Genomic DNA, 16,864 nt, shown 5'->3' on the forward strand with positions numbered 1-16,864 from the left:
GGCGCAAACCGTTGGCATTCAAGGGGAATTCCGATCTTGCGGAGCGTCACGAAAAGTCCCGGAACCCCGGCAAAATCGAGCGGTTGCTAACACGGCAGCCGCGGCGGTGCAATATAATGCAAGGCCGGAATGGAGCGAAAAAGCGCGCTTTTGAGGGGCCTATCGTCGCAAGGGAACGGTCTTTTGACCCTTTTCGGGCCTGATTGACTGCTTCCAAGGCGGCCCTATCTCTGGTCGGGCGAGGACGGCCTCGCTCCATTCTCAAAATCCGCAGGGACGGCCCTGCAAGGCCACCGCGTCTCGCGGGTGTGCCCAAAGGGAGCCCGTCATGGCCTGGACCTACCTTTTCATCGCCGGCCTTCTGGAAATCGGCTGGGCGATCGGCCTCAAATACACCGAAGGCTTCTCGAAGCTCTGGCCATCGATCGGCACCGTCCTGGCGATGGTCCTCAGCATCGCCTTTCTCGGGTTGGCGTTGAAATCGCTGCCGGTCGGCACCGCCTATGCGATCTGGACCGGTATCGGCGCCGTCGGCACCGTCCTCCTCGGCATTGTCCTGTTCGCCGAGCCTGCGACGGCGCTCCGGCTGGGCTGCGTGGCTCTGATCGTGACCGGCATCGTCGGACTGAAACTGGTCACCTAGATCACAAGTGGATTCCGGCCTTCGTCTGCCATAGCCGGCTTCGTCCGGCGACGGCCGGTTCGCAAAACGCGTCAAAACAAAGAGCGAGAGCCCCGGCTTTGAGTCCATCAAAGCCGGGGCTCTAAGAGTTTGAGTTTCGACGCTCAGATTTGGAATCCGCCGGAGATCTCCAGAGCGCTACCGCTGATGTAGCCAGCATCCGGACCTGCAAGGAAGCAGACGGCTGCCGCCACCTCATCCAGGGTTGCGATCCGGCGGATTGCATGAAGATCCATGATCGCAGCCGGCAATTTATCGGCGACGGCCGACGCCATGTCCGTCGGCATGATGCCTGGCTGCACGACGTTCACGGTGATGTTGCGAGGCCCAAGATCACGCTGGACACCTTTTGCGTATCCGACGATCGCCGCCTTGGTGCCCGCATAGTCCGCAACACCCGGGAATGGGACACGGCTGCCAAGCCCGGAACCTATGAAAACAATGCGCCCACCATCCGAGAGTTTCTGGGCTGCAGCGCGTGTTGTAGCCACAGCACCGAGCACATTGATCTGCCACTGGCGATTATATTCATCGGCCTCGAGTTGAGGATCGTCGACCGTCCTGCCCTGCACAGCGATTGCTGCATTGTTGACGAGGATGTCGAGCTTGCCGAACGCGGCAATCACCGAGTCGATCAAAGGCTTGGCCGAAGCAAGGTCGGCTTGGTCGCTCTTGATCGCAATCGCACGAACACCCTTGGCCTTGAGCTTCTCCACGACAGCCTTCGCCTTCTCGGCCGAAGACGCGTAGCTGATCGCAACGTCAGCGCCCTTCTCGGCAAGCGCCTCAGCGATAGCTGTGCCGAGCCCGCGCGAGCCGCCGGTCACGAGGGCGACCTTGCCCTTTAGTATGTTCGACATAAGATTTATTTCCTAAAGCATTGGAGGCACGGCCTGTCCCTGATGGCGGCCGCCCTGGTTTTCATAACGATCATTACTATAACGATTGGTACGAAATGTGGACAGCGACTGTCAAGCGGTTTAATAATGGTCGTTATGGAAAAAAGGCTGGCCTGACCTGATGGGGCGCCATCGCGAATTTGACGTGGAGAAAGCACTCGACGCCGCGCTATGCGTCTTCTGGCGCAAGGGCTACGAGGGCGCGTCCTACGCTGACCTGACCGAGGCGACCGGCGTCGAGAGGCCCGCCCTCTATTCGGCCTTCGGCAATAAGGAAGCGCTCTTCCGCCGGGCCCTGGCTCGTTATGACGAGCAGTATGTGGACTTCATCCCCAAGGCGCTTGCTCTTCCGACGGCGCGGGAAGTTGCGGCGCACATCCTGTACAGCACGGCTGACCTCAATACGCGATATGCGAGCCACACGGGCTGCCTCTATATCAATGGTGCGCTGGCCGTATCGGATGAAGCGGAACCCGTGCGACAGGCCTTGATCGATGGTCGCGCGGCTGGCGAAGCGCAGATTCGTGAACGCTTCGAACGGGCAAAGGCCGAAGGCGACTTGCCGGAGACGGCGAAACCCGGCGCCCTCGCGGCATTCGTGATGGCGGTCTCTCACGGCATGGCGGTGCAAGCAAAAGCCGGCTTCAGCCGCGAGATGCTGGAGGCTGTGGCTGAGCAAGCGCTTTCCACGTGGCCTACCGGCAGTTCTTCCGGAGCCTCTGCGCCGCGCTCGGCCGGCTCTAAATCTGTTTGATTCACCGCAAGGCAGATATTCTCAGCGCCTTGTAACCAAAACGCGAGCAAATGGGCTACAAATAGAGAACTCCCGCTCTTTCGCTCCCGGTGATGAGGATGAATGCGACTGCTTCCGCGGCCAAGAGCCGCAGCGAACCGACTTTTGCCGATCTCTTCACGCCCAAGCTCATCACGGTCTTGCGGGAGGGCTACGGCCTCGCGGGGTTTCGCGCCGACGCGCTGGCCGGACTGACGGTTGCGATTGTCGCGCTGCCATTGTCGATGGCCATCGCCATCGGCGCGGGCGTCGGCCCGGAACGCGGCCTCTACACCGCCATCGTCGGCGGTTTTTTAATATCCCTGCTGGGCGGCAGCCGCTTCCAGATCGGCGGGCCAGCCGCGGCGTTTATTGGCCTCGTCGCAGTCATCGTCGAACGCCATGGCTATGATGGCCTGGTGCTGGCGACCGTCATTGCCGGGCTGATCCTCGTCACCATCGGATTCCTGCGGCTCGGCACCTACGTCAAATACATTCCTTACCCCGTGACTGTCGGCTTCACCGCCGGTATCGCCGTCATCATCCTGATCACGCAGGTGCGTGACCTGTTCGGCCTGAAGCTGGCGCATGAACCGGCCGACACCTTGCCGAAGATCGCCGCCCTGTGGAATGCGATCGGCACCATCAGTCCGGTGACCATCATGCTGTCGGTTGTGTCGATCGCCACGATTCTTGTCGTGCGCCGGCTGCGGCCGAATTGGCCGGCGCTGTTGATTGCCGTGATCGGCGCGACGCTCCTCACCACCCTTCTCGGTCTTCCGGTTGAAACGATCGGCTCGCGATTCGGCGCCATTCAATCCGGATTGCCGGCGCCGGCTTTGCCACCCTTCAGCCCTGAGAAAATTCGCGCCGTATTTCCGGATGCGATTGCGATCGCATTGCTCGGCGCGATCGAGTCGCTGCTCTCCGCCGTCGTTGCCGACGGCATGTCCGGGCGGCGGCACCGTTCCAACAGCGAACTGGTGGCGCAAGGCATCGGCAATGTCGCAGCGGCCGTTTGCGGCGGCGTGCCGGTAACCGGCACGATCGCGCGGACCGCCACCAATATCCGCGCCGGCGCGCGTGGCCCCGTCGCGGGCATGCTGCATTCGGTCTATCTGTTGATCTTCGTGCTCGTGGCGATGCCGCTCGTCGCCTATGTCCCGCTCGCGGCCTTGGCCGGCGTTCTGGTCGTCGTTGCCTGGGGCATGGCGGACCGCGCCGAATTCGCGCTGCTGCTGCGCTCATCGGTTGCCGATGCGCTGGTGCTGCTCGCGACATTCCTGTTGACGATCTTTGTCGATCTGCTCACCGGAATCGGTTTCGGTGTGGTGCTCGGATCGTTTCTGTTCATGCATCGCATGGCCGAATCGATCGACATCGATGGCGGACCGAAATTCATCCGCGACGATGTCTCCGACAGCGTCAACGGCCGTCCCGCTTATGCCGGCAATGTGCTGCCCGACGATGTGATGGTCTATCGCATCAGCGGCGCATTCTTTTTCGGCGCAACGGCGCGCGTGAACCTGATCCTCGACCGCGTGGCGAGTCCGCCGCGGATCTTCGTTCTCGATTTCTCGGATGTGCCGTTTATCGACATCACCGCCGCGGCCGCGCTCGAACGTTTCGTGCAGCGGCTGCACAAGGCCGGCACCAAGGTCTATTTCGCCGGCGTGCGCCCGCATGTGCGGCGGGCCTTCAAATTGCCGGGATTGCGCGGCCGCTCGGTCTACTACGTGCCGAGCGTGGAGCGGGCGCTGAAGGCTGCGGGCTAGCCTCGCATCTTTCCGTTCGTCCCCGCGCAAAAGCGCGAAGCGCGTCTTCACGCAAAAGCGGGGACCCAGCGCCAAGAAGTACTGGGTTCCCGCTTGCGCGGGAACGAGCGGATAAAGCGGCTTACCGCACCGCGATCGGCGCGACGGTCGAGCCCGAGCCGCCCTGCACCTTCAGCGGCTGCATGATGAACGCGAACTCGTAGGCCTGTTTCGCCGCCAGCTCGTCGAGCTTGAGATTTTCCAAGAGATGGATGCCGTTGACCACCAGCGCGAGCTGATGCACCGGCAGCGACAATTGCTTGTCCGGATTGGGCGCGACTTCCACCGGCCAATTGTCCGAACCGAGCAGCAGCGGGTCCTTCGCCGCCAGCCATTCGGCAGCCTTCACGCCGATGCCCGGACATGATTTGACATAGCGGGCGTTATCCTTGGCCCACAGCTTGCCCCAGCCGGTATTGATGATGATCGCGTCGCCCGGTTGCAGCGTCACGTTCTGCTTCTTGAGCGCACCTTCGAGATCCTCGACCGTGATCTCGTAATTGTCTCCGAGCATATCGACGCCCTTGTAGCCGGCGACATCGATCAGCACGCCGCGCGCGATCAGCGAACCGACATTGTGCACGCCGAGCTTGTTGAAGCCGCCACGTGTTGCATTGTCGTCGACCTTGAAACAATTGTACCAGCTGTTGAGATGCGTCTGATGCGCGAAGGCGTCGAACTGTGTGCCCACCTGACCGATCTCGGTTATGACGATCTCCTCGTTGCTGCCGCGCATGTTCGAAAACTCATTCATGAATGTGCGCTTGGCATGAACGTCGAATCGCCGCGTGCCGAAGAACGGCATCTTGTCGTTCAGCACATGACCGAGCTCGATCACCTCGCCGGCCTTGATCAGCTTGACCGCGTTGAGCACGGCCTGCGGCTTCATATGATTGGCCGACCCGCGCTCGTCGGCAGCACCCCATTTCGACGGGCAGCGGGCATTCTCAGGCGGAACGGTCCAGGATGGCGCCTGGGCCTGTGCAGCGGTGAGTGTGAAAAAGACGACAGACATCACAACACCGGAAGCGATGCATTTCATAGGACGTCTCCCCGTAAAGCCCGATCTGCGTCGGGACTGTTACAAGCATGCGCCAGTCATCGCGCAGCGGCAAGATTGCGCGGCGGTGCGGATACACCTTTGTCTTTGGTTACGGTGGAGTAACGTATTTTCTCCCGCTCGTCCCCGCGCAAAAGCGCGAAGCGCGTCTTAACGCAAAAGCGGGGACCCAGGAGTTATAAACGCATCAACAAGTGGCTCTGGGTTCCCGCTTGCGCGGGAACGAACGGAAAAGGTGTCCGTTCATTGCGTCAGGCGCGACAACACCTGCAACGCCGCCTTGGCCCGCACATCGTTCGGATAGATCCTATTCGCCAGCATGACGATGCCGATTTTCTTTTCGGGCACGAACGCGACATAGGCGCCGAAGCCGTTGGTCGATCCGGTCTTGTTGACGAGCACATCGCCGCGCGGCGCCATCGGCGGATCGATCGCGGTCGCAGGATGCGAATTCGCCCGGCCCATTTGCACCGTGTTGCCGGCAGCCAGCTTCTCCGGCGTCACCGGCCAGGGATATTGCTCCCAGATCAGATCCTGAATCAGTTCGCCGGCGCGGAAATAGCCGGTATGGGTCGCCTCCAACGCGCGTGCGACTTTCGGCGGCACAGCGCCGACGCCCATATTCGCTTCGAGATAGCGAAGCATGTCGACGGCATTCGATTTCACGCCATACGCTTCGATCGCAAGCAAGGCGGGAGACACCCGGCTCGGCTTGTTGTCGCGCGAATATCCCCACGCGTAGGATTTCATCTCCGCTGCGGGCACGGCGATATAGGTTCGCTTGAGCCCGATTTCGGCGAACAGGCGTTCCGCCAGCGTTTGAAACGGCGCACCCATGGCTTTCGCCGTGACCATGCCGAGAAGGCCGACGCTTGGATTGGCATAGACGCGATGGGTGCCGGGCGTGTATTGCGGCTTCCATGACTTGAAATAGGCGATGAGCTGCTTTTCGGTCTTCACATCGCCGGGCAATTGCAGCGGGAAACCGCCGGCCGTATGCGTCGCAAGATCGAGCACGCGCACATGGTCGAGCGCGCTGCCTTTCAATGCGGGCATGACTGCGCTGACGCGCTCCTTCAACGACAGCTTGCCCTCCACCTCGGCATAGGCCGCCAAGGTCGAGGTGAATGTCTTGCTGATCGAGCCGAGTTCGAACAGCGTGTCTCGCGTGACGGCAACTTTCGGATTGATCGAGGCATCGCCGTACTCGACGAAAGTGCGCTTGCCGTCGATCGTCACGCCGACAGCCATTCCGGGAATGGCGTATTGCTTGAGGAGCGGCTTGATCGCGTCGTCGATAACCTGCCGTACCTTGGCGTCCTGATCCTGCGGCGCGGCGAGGGTGGGAGAGAGGCCGGAAAGGGTGGAGACGAAAAGCGTCGCTGCAATTTTCAGATAAGGTCGCGATGGCAAAGACAGCTCCTGCCGTTCGATATGCATTCGTGATGCCTTCGAACGCCTCGGAAGCAAAAATAAGGCGTATGAGAAGAGTTTGCACACGCGTAACGATGATCCCCATTTCCACGATGGCATGCGTGAATGAAGTTCACCCCTCAGGCTCGTGATCAGTAGTGGATAAATGTACCGCGCGAGGCGACTTGTTGAATGAGATCGAACTCGTCGCGGTTGGATGTGAGCACGGGCAAGCCGGCCTTGGCGGCGGTCAAGAAGATAAGCGCGTCATTGAGACACTCTTTGCGCTGATGGCGTTGATACCCTTGCGCCCGTGCGAGTGTACCCGCGATCAGGCCGGCCTCGGCCCAAATATCATCGTCGGGTGTCAGCAGCCGCGTTGACGGAAAATGCTCGATGAGATCCAGGTAATAGTCACGAACTGCTGCCCAACTGGGTCGGGTCGGATCACTGTTCGCAACACCGGTCGTCAATTCCCCAATGCACACTGTGCAGTGAAAGAGGAGGCCTCGATCAAGGAGGACTTCGACAGCGGCTGGCAATGTGCCGGCCGCCGAATGAATGTAGACATTTGTGTCGGCTAACAGCGCTGCGCGGCCGACACCGGCAATGTCGGCCGCAGCAACGAGTTCTTGCGGCGGGCGCAATGAGAGTCGGACTTGGTGCTTCTCCGGCTTGATCCGGCGCAGACTGGCACCGAGATCAATAGTCAAGCTTGTGGTCCGGCCCTAGCACGCCGCGGGTAGCCTTGAGGAAAGTGGCTGCTGGATCGGGCTGAGCAAGCATCGCCAGCGCCAAAAGTCCGAGTTCGGTAGGCTTGCTGGCACCGCTTTGGCGTTTCGCTGCCTCGATCAGTGCCCTTGGTGCACGGAAGCTAACATGTTCGGTCTTCTCCCCATCCAAAAGACCGGCCAAGCGCGCCTCTTCAAGCACGACGGACGACACCGGCTTCGCCTCCGGCGTCTTGCGTTTAGACCTTGCGACCTTCACACCCATCTTACGCTCCTTGTGTGCAAGATATGCCAACTTGTCACACAAATCAAGAGTCCAACCAGCAACTGCCTGGCAGACGAATTGCCGAAGCGGATTGACTGATTGATCACTCGGGGAACACTTAATAAAAACTCTGCGGATCGATATCCACTTCCAGCTTCAGACTTCCCCGCGTCTTCGGCGCATGGGCAAGCCACCGAATGCCGTCAGTCAAATCGGCGCCAGAACTTTCCACATGACACTGCGCGGGCGCACCACACGGACACTTAATCGCCTTGTACAAATTTCTTATAAGATCCTTCAATGAACCGGTTGGGTCTCCACCCTTTGAGTATTCTGTCCAGCAGGAAGGAGTTCGCGGCACCGGTAGCAAGTCCGGCCGCAGGTCCAGCAATTGTCGCTGCGCCAAGGCCAACACCAGTGGCGACAACAAATCTAGTCATCTTTCCAGGCAGCGTTTCAATCCACGACTTCTTTGAGACATCCTTATTGTACGATTGGACGAGACCTACATCAGGGCTAGCGACATTGAGCCACTTCTTGAAACACTGCGCCACCTCCAAGAAGTTCAGATATTCGCTAAAGGTCCGCTCGCCGGAATTAATAGCCTCTCTGATAGTTGGAATTCCGGGAACAATGATTTCATGGAATAAACTAATATCGTTTTGGCTGATATTTCGACGCAAGAATTCAAAGTGATTCTTCTCCATTATCCTGGAGCTCAGAGACGATGTTACAGGCTCAGCCATATAGTAAGCGGCGTAGACAGTATCCGCTCTCGCCATTTGTATGTAATTTAAGATGAGCGCCTCGTTGAGCGAGCCATCCGATAAAGGGACGATCGTATGAAAAGCTTGATTAAGGTCGTGGAAATTCAAATCGCTGTCGACGAAAAGCTCGCCGTTTGAACCTCTGATAATTCTAAAGTGAAATGGCAAGAGTGGATCAAATCCCGGCACCAGCTCGATAAGGATTGCACGCACCGCTTTAGACAGAAACGCCTGGTCCTGCACATCCTGTCTTGCGAAATCAGGAATTATCTTCGATTTTTCCGGCACTCCTCTAAATCGATGAAGCTCAGTTTTATCGGTAAAAATTTTTGAAAGCTTTCGCGTCTCTGCCGAGTTCCCATGCTCACGAACTAGCGCCTCCTCTATTTCTTCTTGATGACTCTTTAATCGTTTTCCTTTTGCTGTTTGGCTCACATTAAATACGCCGAAATCATGCGATTGCGGCAAGCCGCTAGTGAGCACACCAAAATTTTCGCGACTATACGCAATTCTAAGCCATTCATTATCGAGAAGCACCTTGAGTAGATCAGCTGACAGCAGCCTAGAAAGTGAAACAACGGACGAGCGGTCCAACAGAAGTTGCGTCTGACCATAAAAAAACATCGTCTCAGCTAACAGGCCTAAATCGGCATGATGCTTCACACCAACGCGGTATATAAGAGACTTTTCGAACATGACCTTCAGTCCATAAAATCTTGGCGACTTCAATAAAAACTCTGCGGATCGATATCGACTTCCAGCTTCAAACTGCCCCGCGTCTTCGGCGCATGGGCCAACCAGCCGCGCATGAAGTGTGAGAGATCGTAATTGCGCGGCGATTTGATCAAGAGACGAAAGCGATAGCGCCCACGCACCACCGCGAGCGGCGCTTCGGCGGGGCCGAGCACGCGCACGCTTTCATCGAGCGGCGACGCCGCTGCGAGCTTGCGCGCGAAGCTTTCGGTCTCGTGCCGGTCGCCGCCTGAAACGACAATCGCCGCCAGGCGACCGAACGGCGGATAGCCGGTCGCTTCGCGCGAGGCGATTTCGGTGTCGTAGAACGCCGCGCGATCGCCGGAAATGATCGCACGCATCACCGGATGCTCCGGCTGATGCGTCTGCAGGAAGCCCTGGCCGTAACCGGTTTCGCGGCCGGCCCGTCCGGCCACCTGATGCAGAAGCTGAAACGTGCGCTCGGCCGCGCGCGGATCGCCATTCGCCAATCCGAGATCGGCATCGACAATGCCGACGAGATTGAGCTTCGGGAAATGATGGCCCTTGGCCACAAGCTGCGTGCCGATGATGATGTCGAAGCGGCCTTCGGCAACGCCTTCCAGTTCCTCGCGCAGGCGCTCGACCGATTCAAACAGGTCGCTCGACAGCACGATGGTGCGCGCCTCCGGAAACAGGTTCGCCACTTCCTCCTGCAGGCGCTCGACGCCAGGGCCGACCGGCGCGAACGAATCCTTGGCATCGCATTTCGGGCAGACCGCCGGCGGCGGCATCGAGAAGCCGCAATGGTGACAGACGAGGCGGCGCTTGAACCGGTGATCGACCAGCCAGGCATCACAATTTTGACACGCCAGCCGGTAGCCGCAGGAGCGGCAGAGCGTCAGCGGAGCATAGCCCCGACGATTGAGGAAAAGAAGCGCTTGCTCCTTCTTCTCCAGCGCGAGCTTCACGGCTTCTACGAGCATGGGCGCAATGAAGCGATTTCGTGGCGGGCCTTCGGTGCGCAGATCGATCGCCTCGATATGCGGCAGATGTTGTCCCCCAAAACGTTCCGGCAATGCGAGCCGCTTGTAGCGGCCGCGCCGAGCATTGACTTCGGTTTCGACCGACGGCGTTGCCGATGCCAGCACCACGGGAATTTTCGCAAGATGTCCCCGGACAATCGCCATGTCGCGCGCGTGATAATGCACGCCGTCTTCCTGCTTGTAGGCAGGGTCGTGCTCTTCATCGACGATGATCAGACCAAGGTCGGCATAGGGCAGGAACAACGCCGAGCGCGCGCCGACAATCACCGAAACTTCGTTCTGGGCAATCGCAGACCATGTGCGCGCGCGCTTGCGCGAACCGAGTTGTGAATGCCATTCGGCGGGGCGCACGCCGAACCGCGCTTCGAAGCGATTGAGGAATTGCGTGGTCAGCGCAATTTCCGGCATCAGGATGAGCGTCTGACGCCCTTTGCGGATGTTGTCGGCGATGGCCTCGAAGTAGACTTCGGTCTTGCCGGAGCCGGTGACGCCGTCGACCAGGAACGCGGAAAATCCGCCGTTCAACGCCTCTTTCAGCGTCTGCGCCGCAACATTCTGCGCATCGGATAATTCCGGAAGATTATGATCAGGATCCGGGACTTTCGCCACGGCTTCCGGGGGGATTACGAGGGTTTCCAGCGTTCCTTCGTCGATCAGGCCGTCGATGACGCCCGCCGATACGCCGGCTTCCTGCGCGGCCTCGCTTTTCAGCCGCGTCATACCATCGGCCAAGGCATTGAGAACGCGGGCCCGCGCCGCCGTCATCCGCTGCGGCTTGGGACCCGCGAGCCGCACGCCGACCCGCTCGCGCTCCGGGCCAAGATGCTGGCCCATGCGCAGTGCCATATTCAGCACTGTCCCCCGCGACCCCAGTGTGTAATCGGCCACCCAATCGATGAACTGGCGCAACTCCTCACGCAGCGGCGGCACGTCGAGCTTGGCGTCTACATCCTTGAGTTTGTTGTGCAATCCGGGACGCGGATGGCCTTCGCCCCAGACCACGCCGGCATATTCATTCGGGCCCAGCGGCACCGCGACGACATCGCCTGGCGCAAGCGTCATCCCCGCGGGAACGCGGTAGGAATAGGCCCGGTCGAGCGCCACCGGCACCACCACATCGACTATCTTCATCGTCATAAGGCGGAGACACTCACCCGATTCCGGGCCCTTAAGGAAGGGTGAAGGAAGGCGGTGAGATAAGGCGGGATGCCAGAACATCAAACAGAGCTGCCCTTCTCGCCTGAGATTTCTGCAGAACTTCTGCGATGGCTGGCCTTTCTCGGCGACCAGAAAAGAATGTCGCCCAAGACCCTCGAGGCCTACCGGCGCGACGTCACCCAGTTCCTCCTCTTCATGACCGAGCATCTCGGTGAGCAGCCCTCGCTGAGAAATCTCGCCGCGCTGGCGCCGCGCGATGTGCGCGCCTTCATGGCATCTCGCCGATCGCAAGGCATCGGCGCGCGAACGCTGATGCGGCAACTCGCCGGTGCGCGATCCTTTGCGCGATTTCTCGAACGCGACGGCAAGGGCAAGGTCGGCGCGCTCAATGCCGTGCGCGCGCCCAAGCTTTCCAAGACCTTGCCAAAACCGCTCACCGTGCCGTCGGCCCGACGCGTCTCCGACATCGGCCTGCGCGCGGGCGAAGAGCGTGAGCCATGGATCTTCGCGCGTGATGCGGCGGTGCTGGCGCTGCTCTATGGCTCCGGCCTCCGTATTTCCGAAGCGCTCGGATTGTCCGGCAAAGATGTCCCCGCACCCGGACAAGGCGATACGATTATTGTCACCGGCAAGGGCAACAAGACGCGCATGGTGCCGGTGCTGCCACAGGTGCTGACGCTGGTGGCCGACTATATCGCACTCTGCCCTTACGATTTATCCGACGACGAACCTCTCTTTGTCGGCGCCAAGGGCGGACAGTTATCACCCCGCATCATTCAACTGACGATGGAGCGGCTGCGCGGCGCGCTGGGCCTGCCGGATACGGCGACACCGCACGCGTTACGCCATTCCTTCGCGACGCATCTCTTGTCGCGCGGCGGCGACCTGCGTTCGATCCAGGAATTGCTGGGCCACGCCTCGCTATCGACGACGCAAATCTACACCGCGGTCGATACCGAACGGCTGCTCGACGCATATAAGGCCGCGCATCCGCGCGCCTGAAGGCCCTTCATTACCGGCGACAACACGTTTATACGCATGCGGATATTCGCATCGCGGAGTTATTTCATGCGTCTGATTGCCCTCGTCATATTACTGGCCAGCACACAAACCGCACTCGCCACCGGCGGCTTTTCCTGCAGCATCGATGACAAGGTCGTGAACTTTGAAGCGGCAGCTGTTGTCAGCCACAGCGTTGGTGAACAGATTCCCCAGGTCAGGGCGGAGCTTGAAATCCGTGCACCCGGCACGCCGGACGACCTCCGCAAGCTCGATCTCAGCGAGCATGTGACCCAGAAGTGGTATTACGACCGCGATCTCAAACTACGCTTCTATCGGGAGCGTGAAGGCGATAAGGCGCATGGCTATGTCGAACTCGTCATTCAAGCTCGGCGCAAAAAAGGCCAGGACGAGACCAGCTATAGTGGCAACTACGTTCTGATGGTCCACGATCTCGGCCCGGCTGGCGGCTCGGAAGGCAAGACAACTACGCGGCGCGGCCGCGTGGCCTGCTCGGGCGAATAAGACTCAAATTTTCGCCGGCAACCGGACATCGCCGAAAGCGTTATTATTCCCGTAAGGGAGTTATGCGTCATGAAAAACCATATCATTGCTTTGGTCGAGGCTGTGCGGCTCGCCCGTCTTGAACTGGATTGTTATCGTGACCCCGATTGCGGCGCTTCGGCCGAATGGACGATCGGCCGGCTGGGCGAACTTCTCGAAAGCAAGGACGTCAACGAGGCGATGGCTGCACTCGTTCCGGGTGAGGAGAGCCCTTCGATCGTGCCCGAAGAACCGGTGAATCTGAAAGTGCCGTATCCCTGGCGGTCGCATTAGGCAGCGCTTTCCGCGGGATAAGCGGGAGAAAAAAATCGCGCGCTGACGTATGATTAAACCCGCACCATACCGCCATCGACGTAGATCGTCTGTCCCGTCATGAAAGCCGCATCGTCGCTCGCAAGAAACGAGACGACGCCGGCAAGATCGCTCGGCACCTGCACGCGCTTGATCGCCTGCAGGTTTGCGAGAGCCAGAAATTCCTCATCCATGCTCTCGCGGCCAGCACGCGGTTGCCGGCCTTCCGTGCCAGGAGTGCGCGTGAGGCTCGGCGCCACCGCATTCACTGTCACGCCGTCATTGCCGAATTCGGTGGCGAGCGCGCGCGTCAGACCAACGACACCGCCCTTGCTGGCGATGTAGTGCGTGTATCCTGACGCCACCACATTGAACGTGCTCGACGAGATGTTGATCACCCGGCCCCATCCGCGCCGCTTCATCCCCGGCATGAAAGCCTTGGCCGTCAGGAAGACCGCATCGAGATTGAGCGCCATCACACGCCGCCAATCTGCGAAGGTGATCTGATCGAAGGGTTGGATCGGATAGATGCCAGCATTGTTGACGAGGATGTCGCAACACCCGAACCGCCGGTCGACTTCCATAGCGAGATAACCGACCGCCTCTTCCGAGGTGATATCACAAATCACCGGCATCGCTTCGCGGCCGGCAGCTTCCACCATCTTCGCCGTCTCATCGCACGGCTTGATGTCGACCAGCACGACATGCGCACCGTCCTGCGCAAACCTTTGCGCAAAGGCTTGCCCGAAGCCGACGGCGGCCCCGGTAACGAGTGCAATTTTGTTTTGCAGTGAGGGCATCTCGCGCTCCAGCGCTTGCTTTCCCCGCCAGAGCGGGGAAGGAGAACCCTCACATATGAATCGCGCGCTTGTCGACCGCGAGCGCGGCTTCTTTCACTGCTTCGGGCAGCGTCGGATGCGCATGGCAGGTGCGGGCGATATCTTCCGATGATGCGCCGAATTCCATCGCCACCGCCGCTTCCGCGATCATGTTGCCGGCGTCGGCACCGACGATATGAACGCCGAGCACACGATCGGTCTTGGCATCGGCGAGGATCTTCACGAAGCCTTCGGTCTGCTGATTGGCTTTGGCGCGGCCGTTCGCGGTGAACGGGAATTTTCCGACATTGTAAGCGTGATTTTCCGCCTTTAGATCGTCTTCGGATTTGCCGACCGACGCGATCTCCGGATAGGTGTAAACCACCGCCGGGATGACATCGTAGTTCACATGTCCGGCCTGTCCGGCGATGATCTCGGAAACGGCGACGCCTTCGTCTTCCGCCTTGTGCGCCAGCATCGGACCCGCGATCACGTCACCGATGGCATAGATGCCCGGCACATTGGTCGCGAAATGCGCATCGGTCTTGACCCGGCCGCGTTCGTCGAGCGCCACGCCGACCTCTTGCAGACCGAGGCCCTCGATGTACGGCACGCGACCGATGGCAACGAGCACCACGTCGGCATCGAGCGTTTCAGTCTCTCCTCCTTTTGCCGGCTCCACGTTCACTTTCAGCTTCTTGCCGGACGTATCAACGCTGGTGACTTTCGAGCCGAGCTTGAAGGTCATGCCCTGTTTTTCGAACAGGCGCTGCGACTGACGTGCGACCTCTGAGTCCATGCCAGGCAGAATGCGATCGAGGAATTCCACGACCGTCACCTGTGCACCGAGCCTCCGCCACACAGAGCCAAGCTCAAGCCCGATCACGCCGGCGCCGATCACCAGAAGCTTCTCCGGCACCTTCTCGAGCGTCAATGCACCGGTGGACGACACGACGCGCTTCTCATCAATCGTGATACCCTTGAGCTGCGTCACATCGGAGCCGGTGGCAATCACGATGTTCTTGGTCTCCAGCGTCTGCGTTTTGCCGTCGGCCGCCTTCACCTCGACCTTGCCCGGCGCCGTGATGCGGCCGGCGCCGTAGACAACGTCGATCTTGTTCTTCTTCATCAGGAAGTCGACGCCCTTGACGTTGCCGTCAACCGCCTCGTCCTTGAAGACTAGCATCTGCTTCAGATCGAGCTTGGGCTTGCTGACACCGATGCCCATCTTCGCGAAAGCGTGACCGGCCTCCTCGAACAATTCGGATGCATGCAGCAGCGCCTTCGACGGAATGCAGCCGATATTCAGGCAGGTGCCGCCAAGGCTTGCGCGCTTTTCGACGACAGCCACTTTCATGCCGAGCTGCGCCGCACGAATGGCGCAGACATAACCGCCGGGGCCAGTACCAATGACGATGAGATCGTAGGACATACAAAAACTCCGAAATTCTCGGTCGTCATGCCCGCGCTCGTCGCGGGCATCCACGTCTTGGGTCGATATTCAGACGTGGATGGCCGGGACATAAGGCGTTAAAGACGCCGTCTTCGACGGCTTATGCCCGGCCATGACGGAGGAAAACGTTAAAGATCCAGAACCAGCCGCGCCGGATCTTCCAGCACATCCTTCACCCGCACAAGGAAGGTCACCGCTTCGCGGCCATCGACGATGCGGTGATCGTAGGAGAGCGCCAGATACATCATCGGACGAATCTCGACCTTGCCGCCAATGGCGACCGGGCGCTCCTGAATCTTGTGCATGCCGAGAATGCCCGATTGCGGCGCATTGAGAATTGGCGTCGACATCAGCGAACCGTACACACCACCATTCGAGATGGTGAAGGTGCCGCCCTGCATCTCCTCGATCTTGAGCTGGCCATCGCGCGCACGCCGGCCGACAGCGGCAATGTCCTTCTCGATCTGCGCCAGCGACTTGTGATCGCAGTCGCGGATCACCGGCACGACAAGGCCCTTCTCGGTGCCGACCGCCACGCCGATGTGATAGTAATTCTTGTAGATGATGTCGGTGCCGTCGATCTCGGCATTGACGGCCGGGATGTCTTTGAGTGCCTGCACGCAAGCGCGCACGAAGAAGCCCATGAAGCCCATCTTCACGCCATGCTTCTTCTCGAACGCATCCTTGTACTGATTGCGCAGCTCCATCACCGCCTTCATGTCGACCTCATTGAAGGTCGTCAGCATGGCCGCCGTGTTCTGCGCATCCTTCAGGCGGCGGGCGATGGTCTGGCGCAGACGCGTCATTTTCACGCGCTCTTCACGCGCGGCATCGTCAGCCGGCGACGGCGCACGCACCTGCATCGGTGCCGATGCAGCAACCGGCGTCGGCGCCGAAGCGGCGCGCTCGATCGCGGCCAGCATGTCGCCCTTGGTGACGCGGCCATCCTTGCCGCTGCCGGGAACGGTCGAGGCATCGATACCGGACTCGGCCGACAGCTTGCGCACCGACGGCGGCACCGGCATCTCGCCTGACGGTTTCGGCGTCTGATTTTCCAGCTTGTCCTGCGCGCGGGGTTTTACTTCCTCATCGGCCGCCTTGATCGGCGCCGTGGTGCTTTGCTTTTTGTCAGGCGCGCCTGTGGTCGCCGCAGCGCCTGCACCAGCCTTGATCTGACCGAGCAGCGCGCCGACCGCAACGGTCTCGCCGTCTTTCACCGCGATCGCTTCGAGTACGCCGGCGGCGGGCGCCGGCACCTCGATCGTCACCTTGTCGGTTTCAAGTTCGACCAACGGCTCGTCGACAGCGACGGCATCGCCGGGCTTCTTGAACCACTTGCCGATAGTCGCCTCGGTGACGGATTCGCCGAGGGTGGGAACGCGGATGTCGGTCATAATTAGCCCTTCAGTTTTTCTTTCACC

16 protein-coding genes are annotated in these 16,864 nt (G+C 60.1%); 6 read left to right on the forward strand and 10 right to left on the reverse strand.

The genetic code is table 11. The annotated features are described in order from the left end of the window. Window positions 1-328: 328 nt before the first annotated feature. Window positions 329-643, forward strand: coding sequence for a quaternary ammonium compound efflux SMR transporter SugE (gene sugE / locus CAK95_RS07395; protein ID WP_086087332.1), 315 nt, complete (start codon window positions 329-331; stop codon window positions 641-643). Window positions 644-786: 143 nt separating this feature from the next. Here the strand turns inward: sugE and CAK95_RS07400 are convergent, their stop codons facing one another. Next, entirely contained in the window at window positions 787-1,542 is a 756-nt protein-coding gene (locus tag CAK95_RS07400) for an SDR family NAD(P)-dependent oxidoreductase (protein WP_086087333.1), read from the reverse strand. A 160-nt stretch (window positions 1,543-1,702) separates the two neighbouring features. On the opposite strand from CAK95_RS07400, the gene CAK95_RS07405 reads away from it, so the two are divergent. Beyond that, window positions 1,703-2,335, forward strand: coding sequence for a TetR/AcrR family transcriptional regulator (locus CAK95_RS07405; protein WP_086087334.1), 633 nt, complete (start codon window positions 1,703-1,705; stop codon window positions 2,333-2,335). 98 nt (window positions 2,336-2,433) lie between these two features. Then, entirely contained in the window at window positions 2,434-4,128 is a 1,695-nt protein-coding gene (locus CAK95_RS07410; protein WP_086087335.1) for a SulP family inorganic anion transporter, read from the forward strand. Between the two features lie 121 nt (window positions 4,129-4,249). Here CAK95_RS07410 and CAK95_RS07415 read toward each other — a convergent pair whose 3' ends face one another. The 6 genes from CAK95_RS07415 to CAK95_RS07440 form a co-directional block, all read right to left on the reverse strand. Continuing rightward, on the reverse strand, window positions 4,250-5,209 hold the full coding sequence (locus tag CAK95_RS07415; protein WP_086087336.1) for a cyclase family protein: 960 nt from the start codon (window positions 5,207-5,209) through the stop codon (window positions 4,250-4,252). A 261-nt stretch (window positions 5,210-5,470) separates the two neighbouring features. Beyond that, entirely contained in the window at window positions 5,471-6,667 is a 1,197-nt protein-coding gene (gene ampC / locus CAK95_RS07420; protein ID WP_086087337.1) for a class C beta-lactamase, read from the reverse strand. A gap of 125 nt (window positions 6,668-6,792) precedes the next feature. Beyond that, the gene (locus CAK95_RS07425; RefSeq protein ID WP_086087338.1) at window positions 6,793-7,353 is read right to left on the reverse strand and encodes a type II toxin-antitoxin system VapC family toxin; all 561 of its coding nucleotides are present in this window, start codon (window positions 7,351-7,353) and stop codon (window positions 6,793-6,795) included. Then, entirely contained in the window at window positions 7,343-7,636 is a 294-nt protein-coding gene (locus CAK95_RS07430; RefSeq protein ID WP_086087339.1) for a hypothetical protein, read from the reverse strand. The genes CAK95_RS07425 and CAK95_RS07430 overlap by 11 nt, the downstream gene beginning before the upstream one ends. Before the next feature lie 263 nt (window positions 7,637-7,899). Next, a complete protein-coding gene (locus CAK95_RS07435) occupies window positions 7,900-9,099 on the reverse strand; it encodes a hypothetical protein (protein WP_086087340.1) in 1,200 nt (399 codons plus the stop codon). A 29-nt stretch (window positions 9,100-9,128) separates the two neighbouring features. Then, a complete protein-coding gene (locus CAK95_RS07440) occupies window positions 9,129-11,297 on the reverse strand; it encodes a primosomal protein N' (RefSeq protein ID WP_086087341.1) in 2,169 nt (722 codons plus the stop codon). Window positions 11,298-11,366: 69 nt separating this feature from the next. Between CAK95_RS07440 and CAK95_RS07445 the strand changes: the two genes are divergently transcribed. From CAK95_RS07445 to CAK95_RS07455, 3 genes are all read left to right on the forward strand, one after another. Then, entirely contained in the window at window positions 11,367-12,320 is a 954-nt protein-coding gene (locus CAK95_RS07445) for a tyrosine recombinase XerC (RefSeq protein WP_086087342.1), read from the forward strand. A 66-nt stretch (window positions 12,321-12,386) separates the two neighbouring features. Further along, complete coding sequence (locus CAK95_RS07450; protein WP_147413681.1) at window positions 12,387-12,842, forward strand: hypothetical protein; 456 nt, start codon at window positions 12,387-12,389, stop codon at window positions 12,840-12,842. Window positions 12,843-12,911: 69 nt separating this feature from the next. Next, window positions 12,912-13,154: a hypothetical protein gene (locus CAK95_RS07455; protein ID WP_086087344.1), complete on the forward strand. Its 243-nt coding sequence runs from the start codon at window positions 12,912-12,914 to the stop codon at window positions 13,152-13,154. A 53-nt stretch (window positions 13,155-13,207) separates the two neighbouring features. On the opposite strand, the gene CAK95_RS07460 is transcribed toward CAK95_RS07455, so the two are convergent. The 3 genes from CAK95_RS07460 to odhB all read right to left on the reverse strand — a co-directional run bounded on the left by CAK95_RS07460 (window position 13,208) and on the right by odhB (window position 16,837). Beyond that, window positions 13,208-13,972, reverse strand: coding sequence for an SDR family NAD(P)-dependent oxidoreductase (locus CAK95_RS07460; RefSeq protein ID WP_086087345.1), 765 nt, complete (start codon window positions 13,970-13,972; stop codon window positions 13,208-13,210). 49 nt (window positions 13,973-14,021) lie between these two features. Continuing rightward, the gene (gene lpdA / locus CAK95_RS07465) at window positions 14,022-15,422 is read right to left on the reverse strand and encodes a dihydrolipoyl dehydrogenase (protein ID WP_086087346.1); all 1,401 of its coding nucleotides are present in this window, start codon (window positions 15,420-15,422) and stop codon (window positions 14,022-14,024) included. Between the two features lie 149 nt (window positions 15,423-15,571). Next, window positions 15,572-16,837 (reverse strand): 2-oxoglutarate dehydrogenase complex dihydrolipoyllysine-residue succinyltransferase, encoded by a 1,266-nt coding sequence (gene odhB, locus CAK95_RS07470; protein ID WP_086087347.1) that lies wholly within the window; start codon window positions 16,835-16,837, stop codon window positions 15,572-15,574. Between the last annotated feature and the right edge of the window lie 27 nt (window positions 16,838-16,864).

Source organism: Pseudorhodoplanes sinuspersici, assembly GCF_002119765.1.
In the GTDB taxonomy this organism is placed as follows: domain Bacteria; phylum Pseudomonadota; class Alphaproteobacteria; order Rhizobiales; family Xanthobacteraceae; genus Pseudorhodoplanes; species Pseudorhodoplanes sinuspersici.

Bases quoted from the DNA above. Each gene is read 5' to 3' on its own strand.
- CAK95_RS07430 (WP_086087339.1), bottom strand. From the start codon at position 7,636: ATGGGTGTGAAGGTCGCAAGGTCTAAACGCAAGACGCCGGAGGCGAAG.
- lpdA (WP_086087346.1), bottom strand. From the start codon at position 15,422: ATGTCCTACGATCTCATCGTCATTGGTACTGGCCCCGGCGGTTATGTC.
- CAK95_RS07405 (WP_086087334.1), top strand. From the start codon at position 1,703: ATGGGGCGCCATCGCGAATTTGACGTGGAGAAAGCACTCGACGCCGCG.
- CAK95_RS07445 (WP_086087342.1), top strand. From the start codon at position 11,367: ATGCCAGAACATCAAACAGAGCTGCCCTTCTCGCCTGAGATTTCTGCA.
- CAK95_RS07410 (WP_086087335.1), top strand. From the start codon at position 2,434: ATGAATGCGACTGCTTCCGCGGCCAAGAGCCGCAGCGAACCGACTTTT.
- CAK95_RS07440 (WP_086087341.1), bottom strand. From the start codon at position 11,297: ATGACGATGAAGATAGTCGATGTGGTGGTGCCGGTGGCGCTCGACCGG.
- CAK95_RS07455 (WP_086087344.1), top strand. From the start codon at position 12,912: ATGAAAAACCATATCATTGCTTTGGTCGAGGCTGTGCGGCTCGCCCGT.
- CAK95_RS07435 (WP_086087340.1), bottom strand. From the start codon at position 9,099: ATGTTCGAAAAGTCTCTTATATACCGCGTTGGTGTGAAGCATCATGCC.
- CAK95_RS07460 (WP_086087345.1), bottom strand. From the start codon at position 13,972: ATGCCCTCACTGCAAAACAAAATTGCACTCGTTACCGGGGCCGCCGTC.
- sugE (WP_086087332.1), top strand. From the start codon at position 329: ATGGCCTGGACCTACCTTTTCATCGCCGGCCTTCTGGAAATCGGCTGG.
- CAK95_RS07450 (WP_147413681.1), top strand. From the start codon at position 12,387: ATGCGTCTGATTGCCCTCGTCATATTACTGGCCAGCACACAAACCGCA.
- odhB (WP_086087347.1), bottom strand. From the start codon at position 16,837: ATGACCGACATCCGCGTTCCCACCCTCGGCGAATCCGTCACCGAGGCG.
- CAK95_RS07415 (WP_086087336.1), bottom strand. From the start codon at position 5,209: ATGAAATGCATCGCTTCCGGTGTTGTGATGTCTGTCGTCTTTTTCACA.
- ampC (WP_086087337.1), bottom strand. From the start codon at position 6,667: ATGCATATCGAACGGCAGGAGCTGTCTTTGCCATCGCGACCTTATCTG.
- CAK95_RS07400 (WP_086087333.1), bottom strand. From the start codon at position 1,542: ATGTCGAACATACTAAAGGGCAAGGTCGCCCTCGTGACCGGCGGCTCG.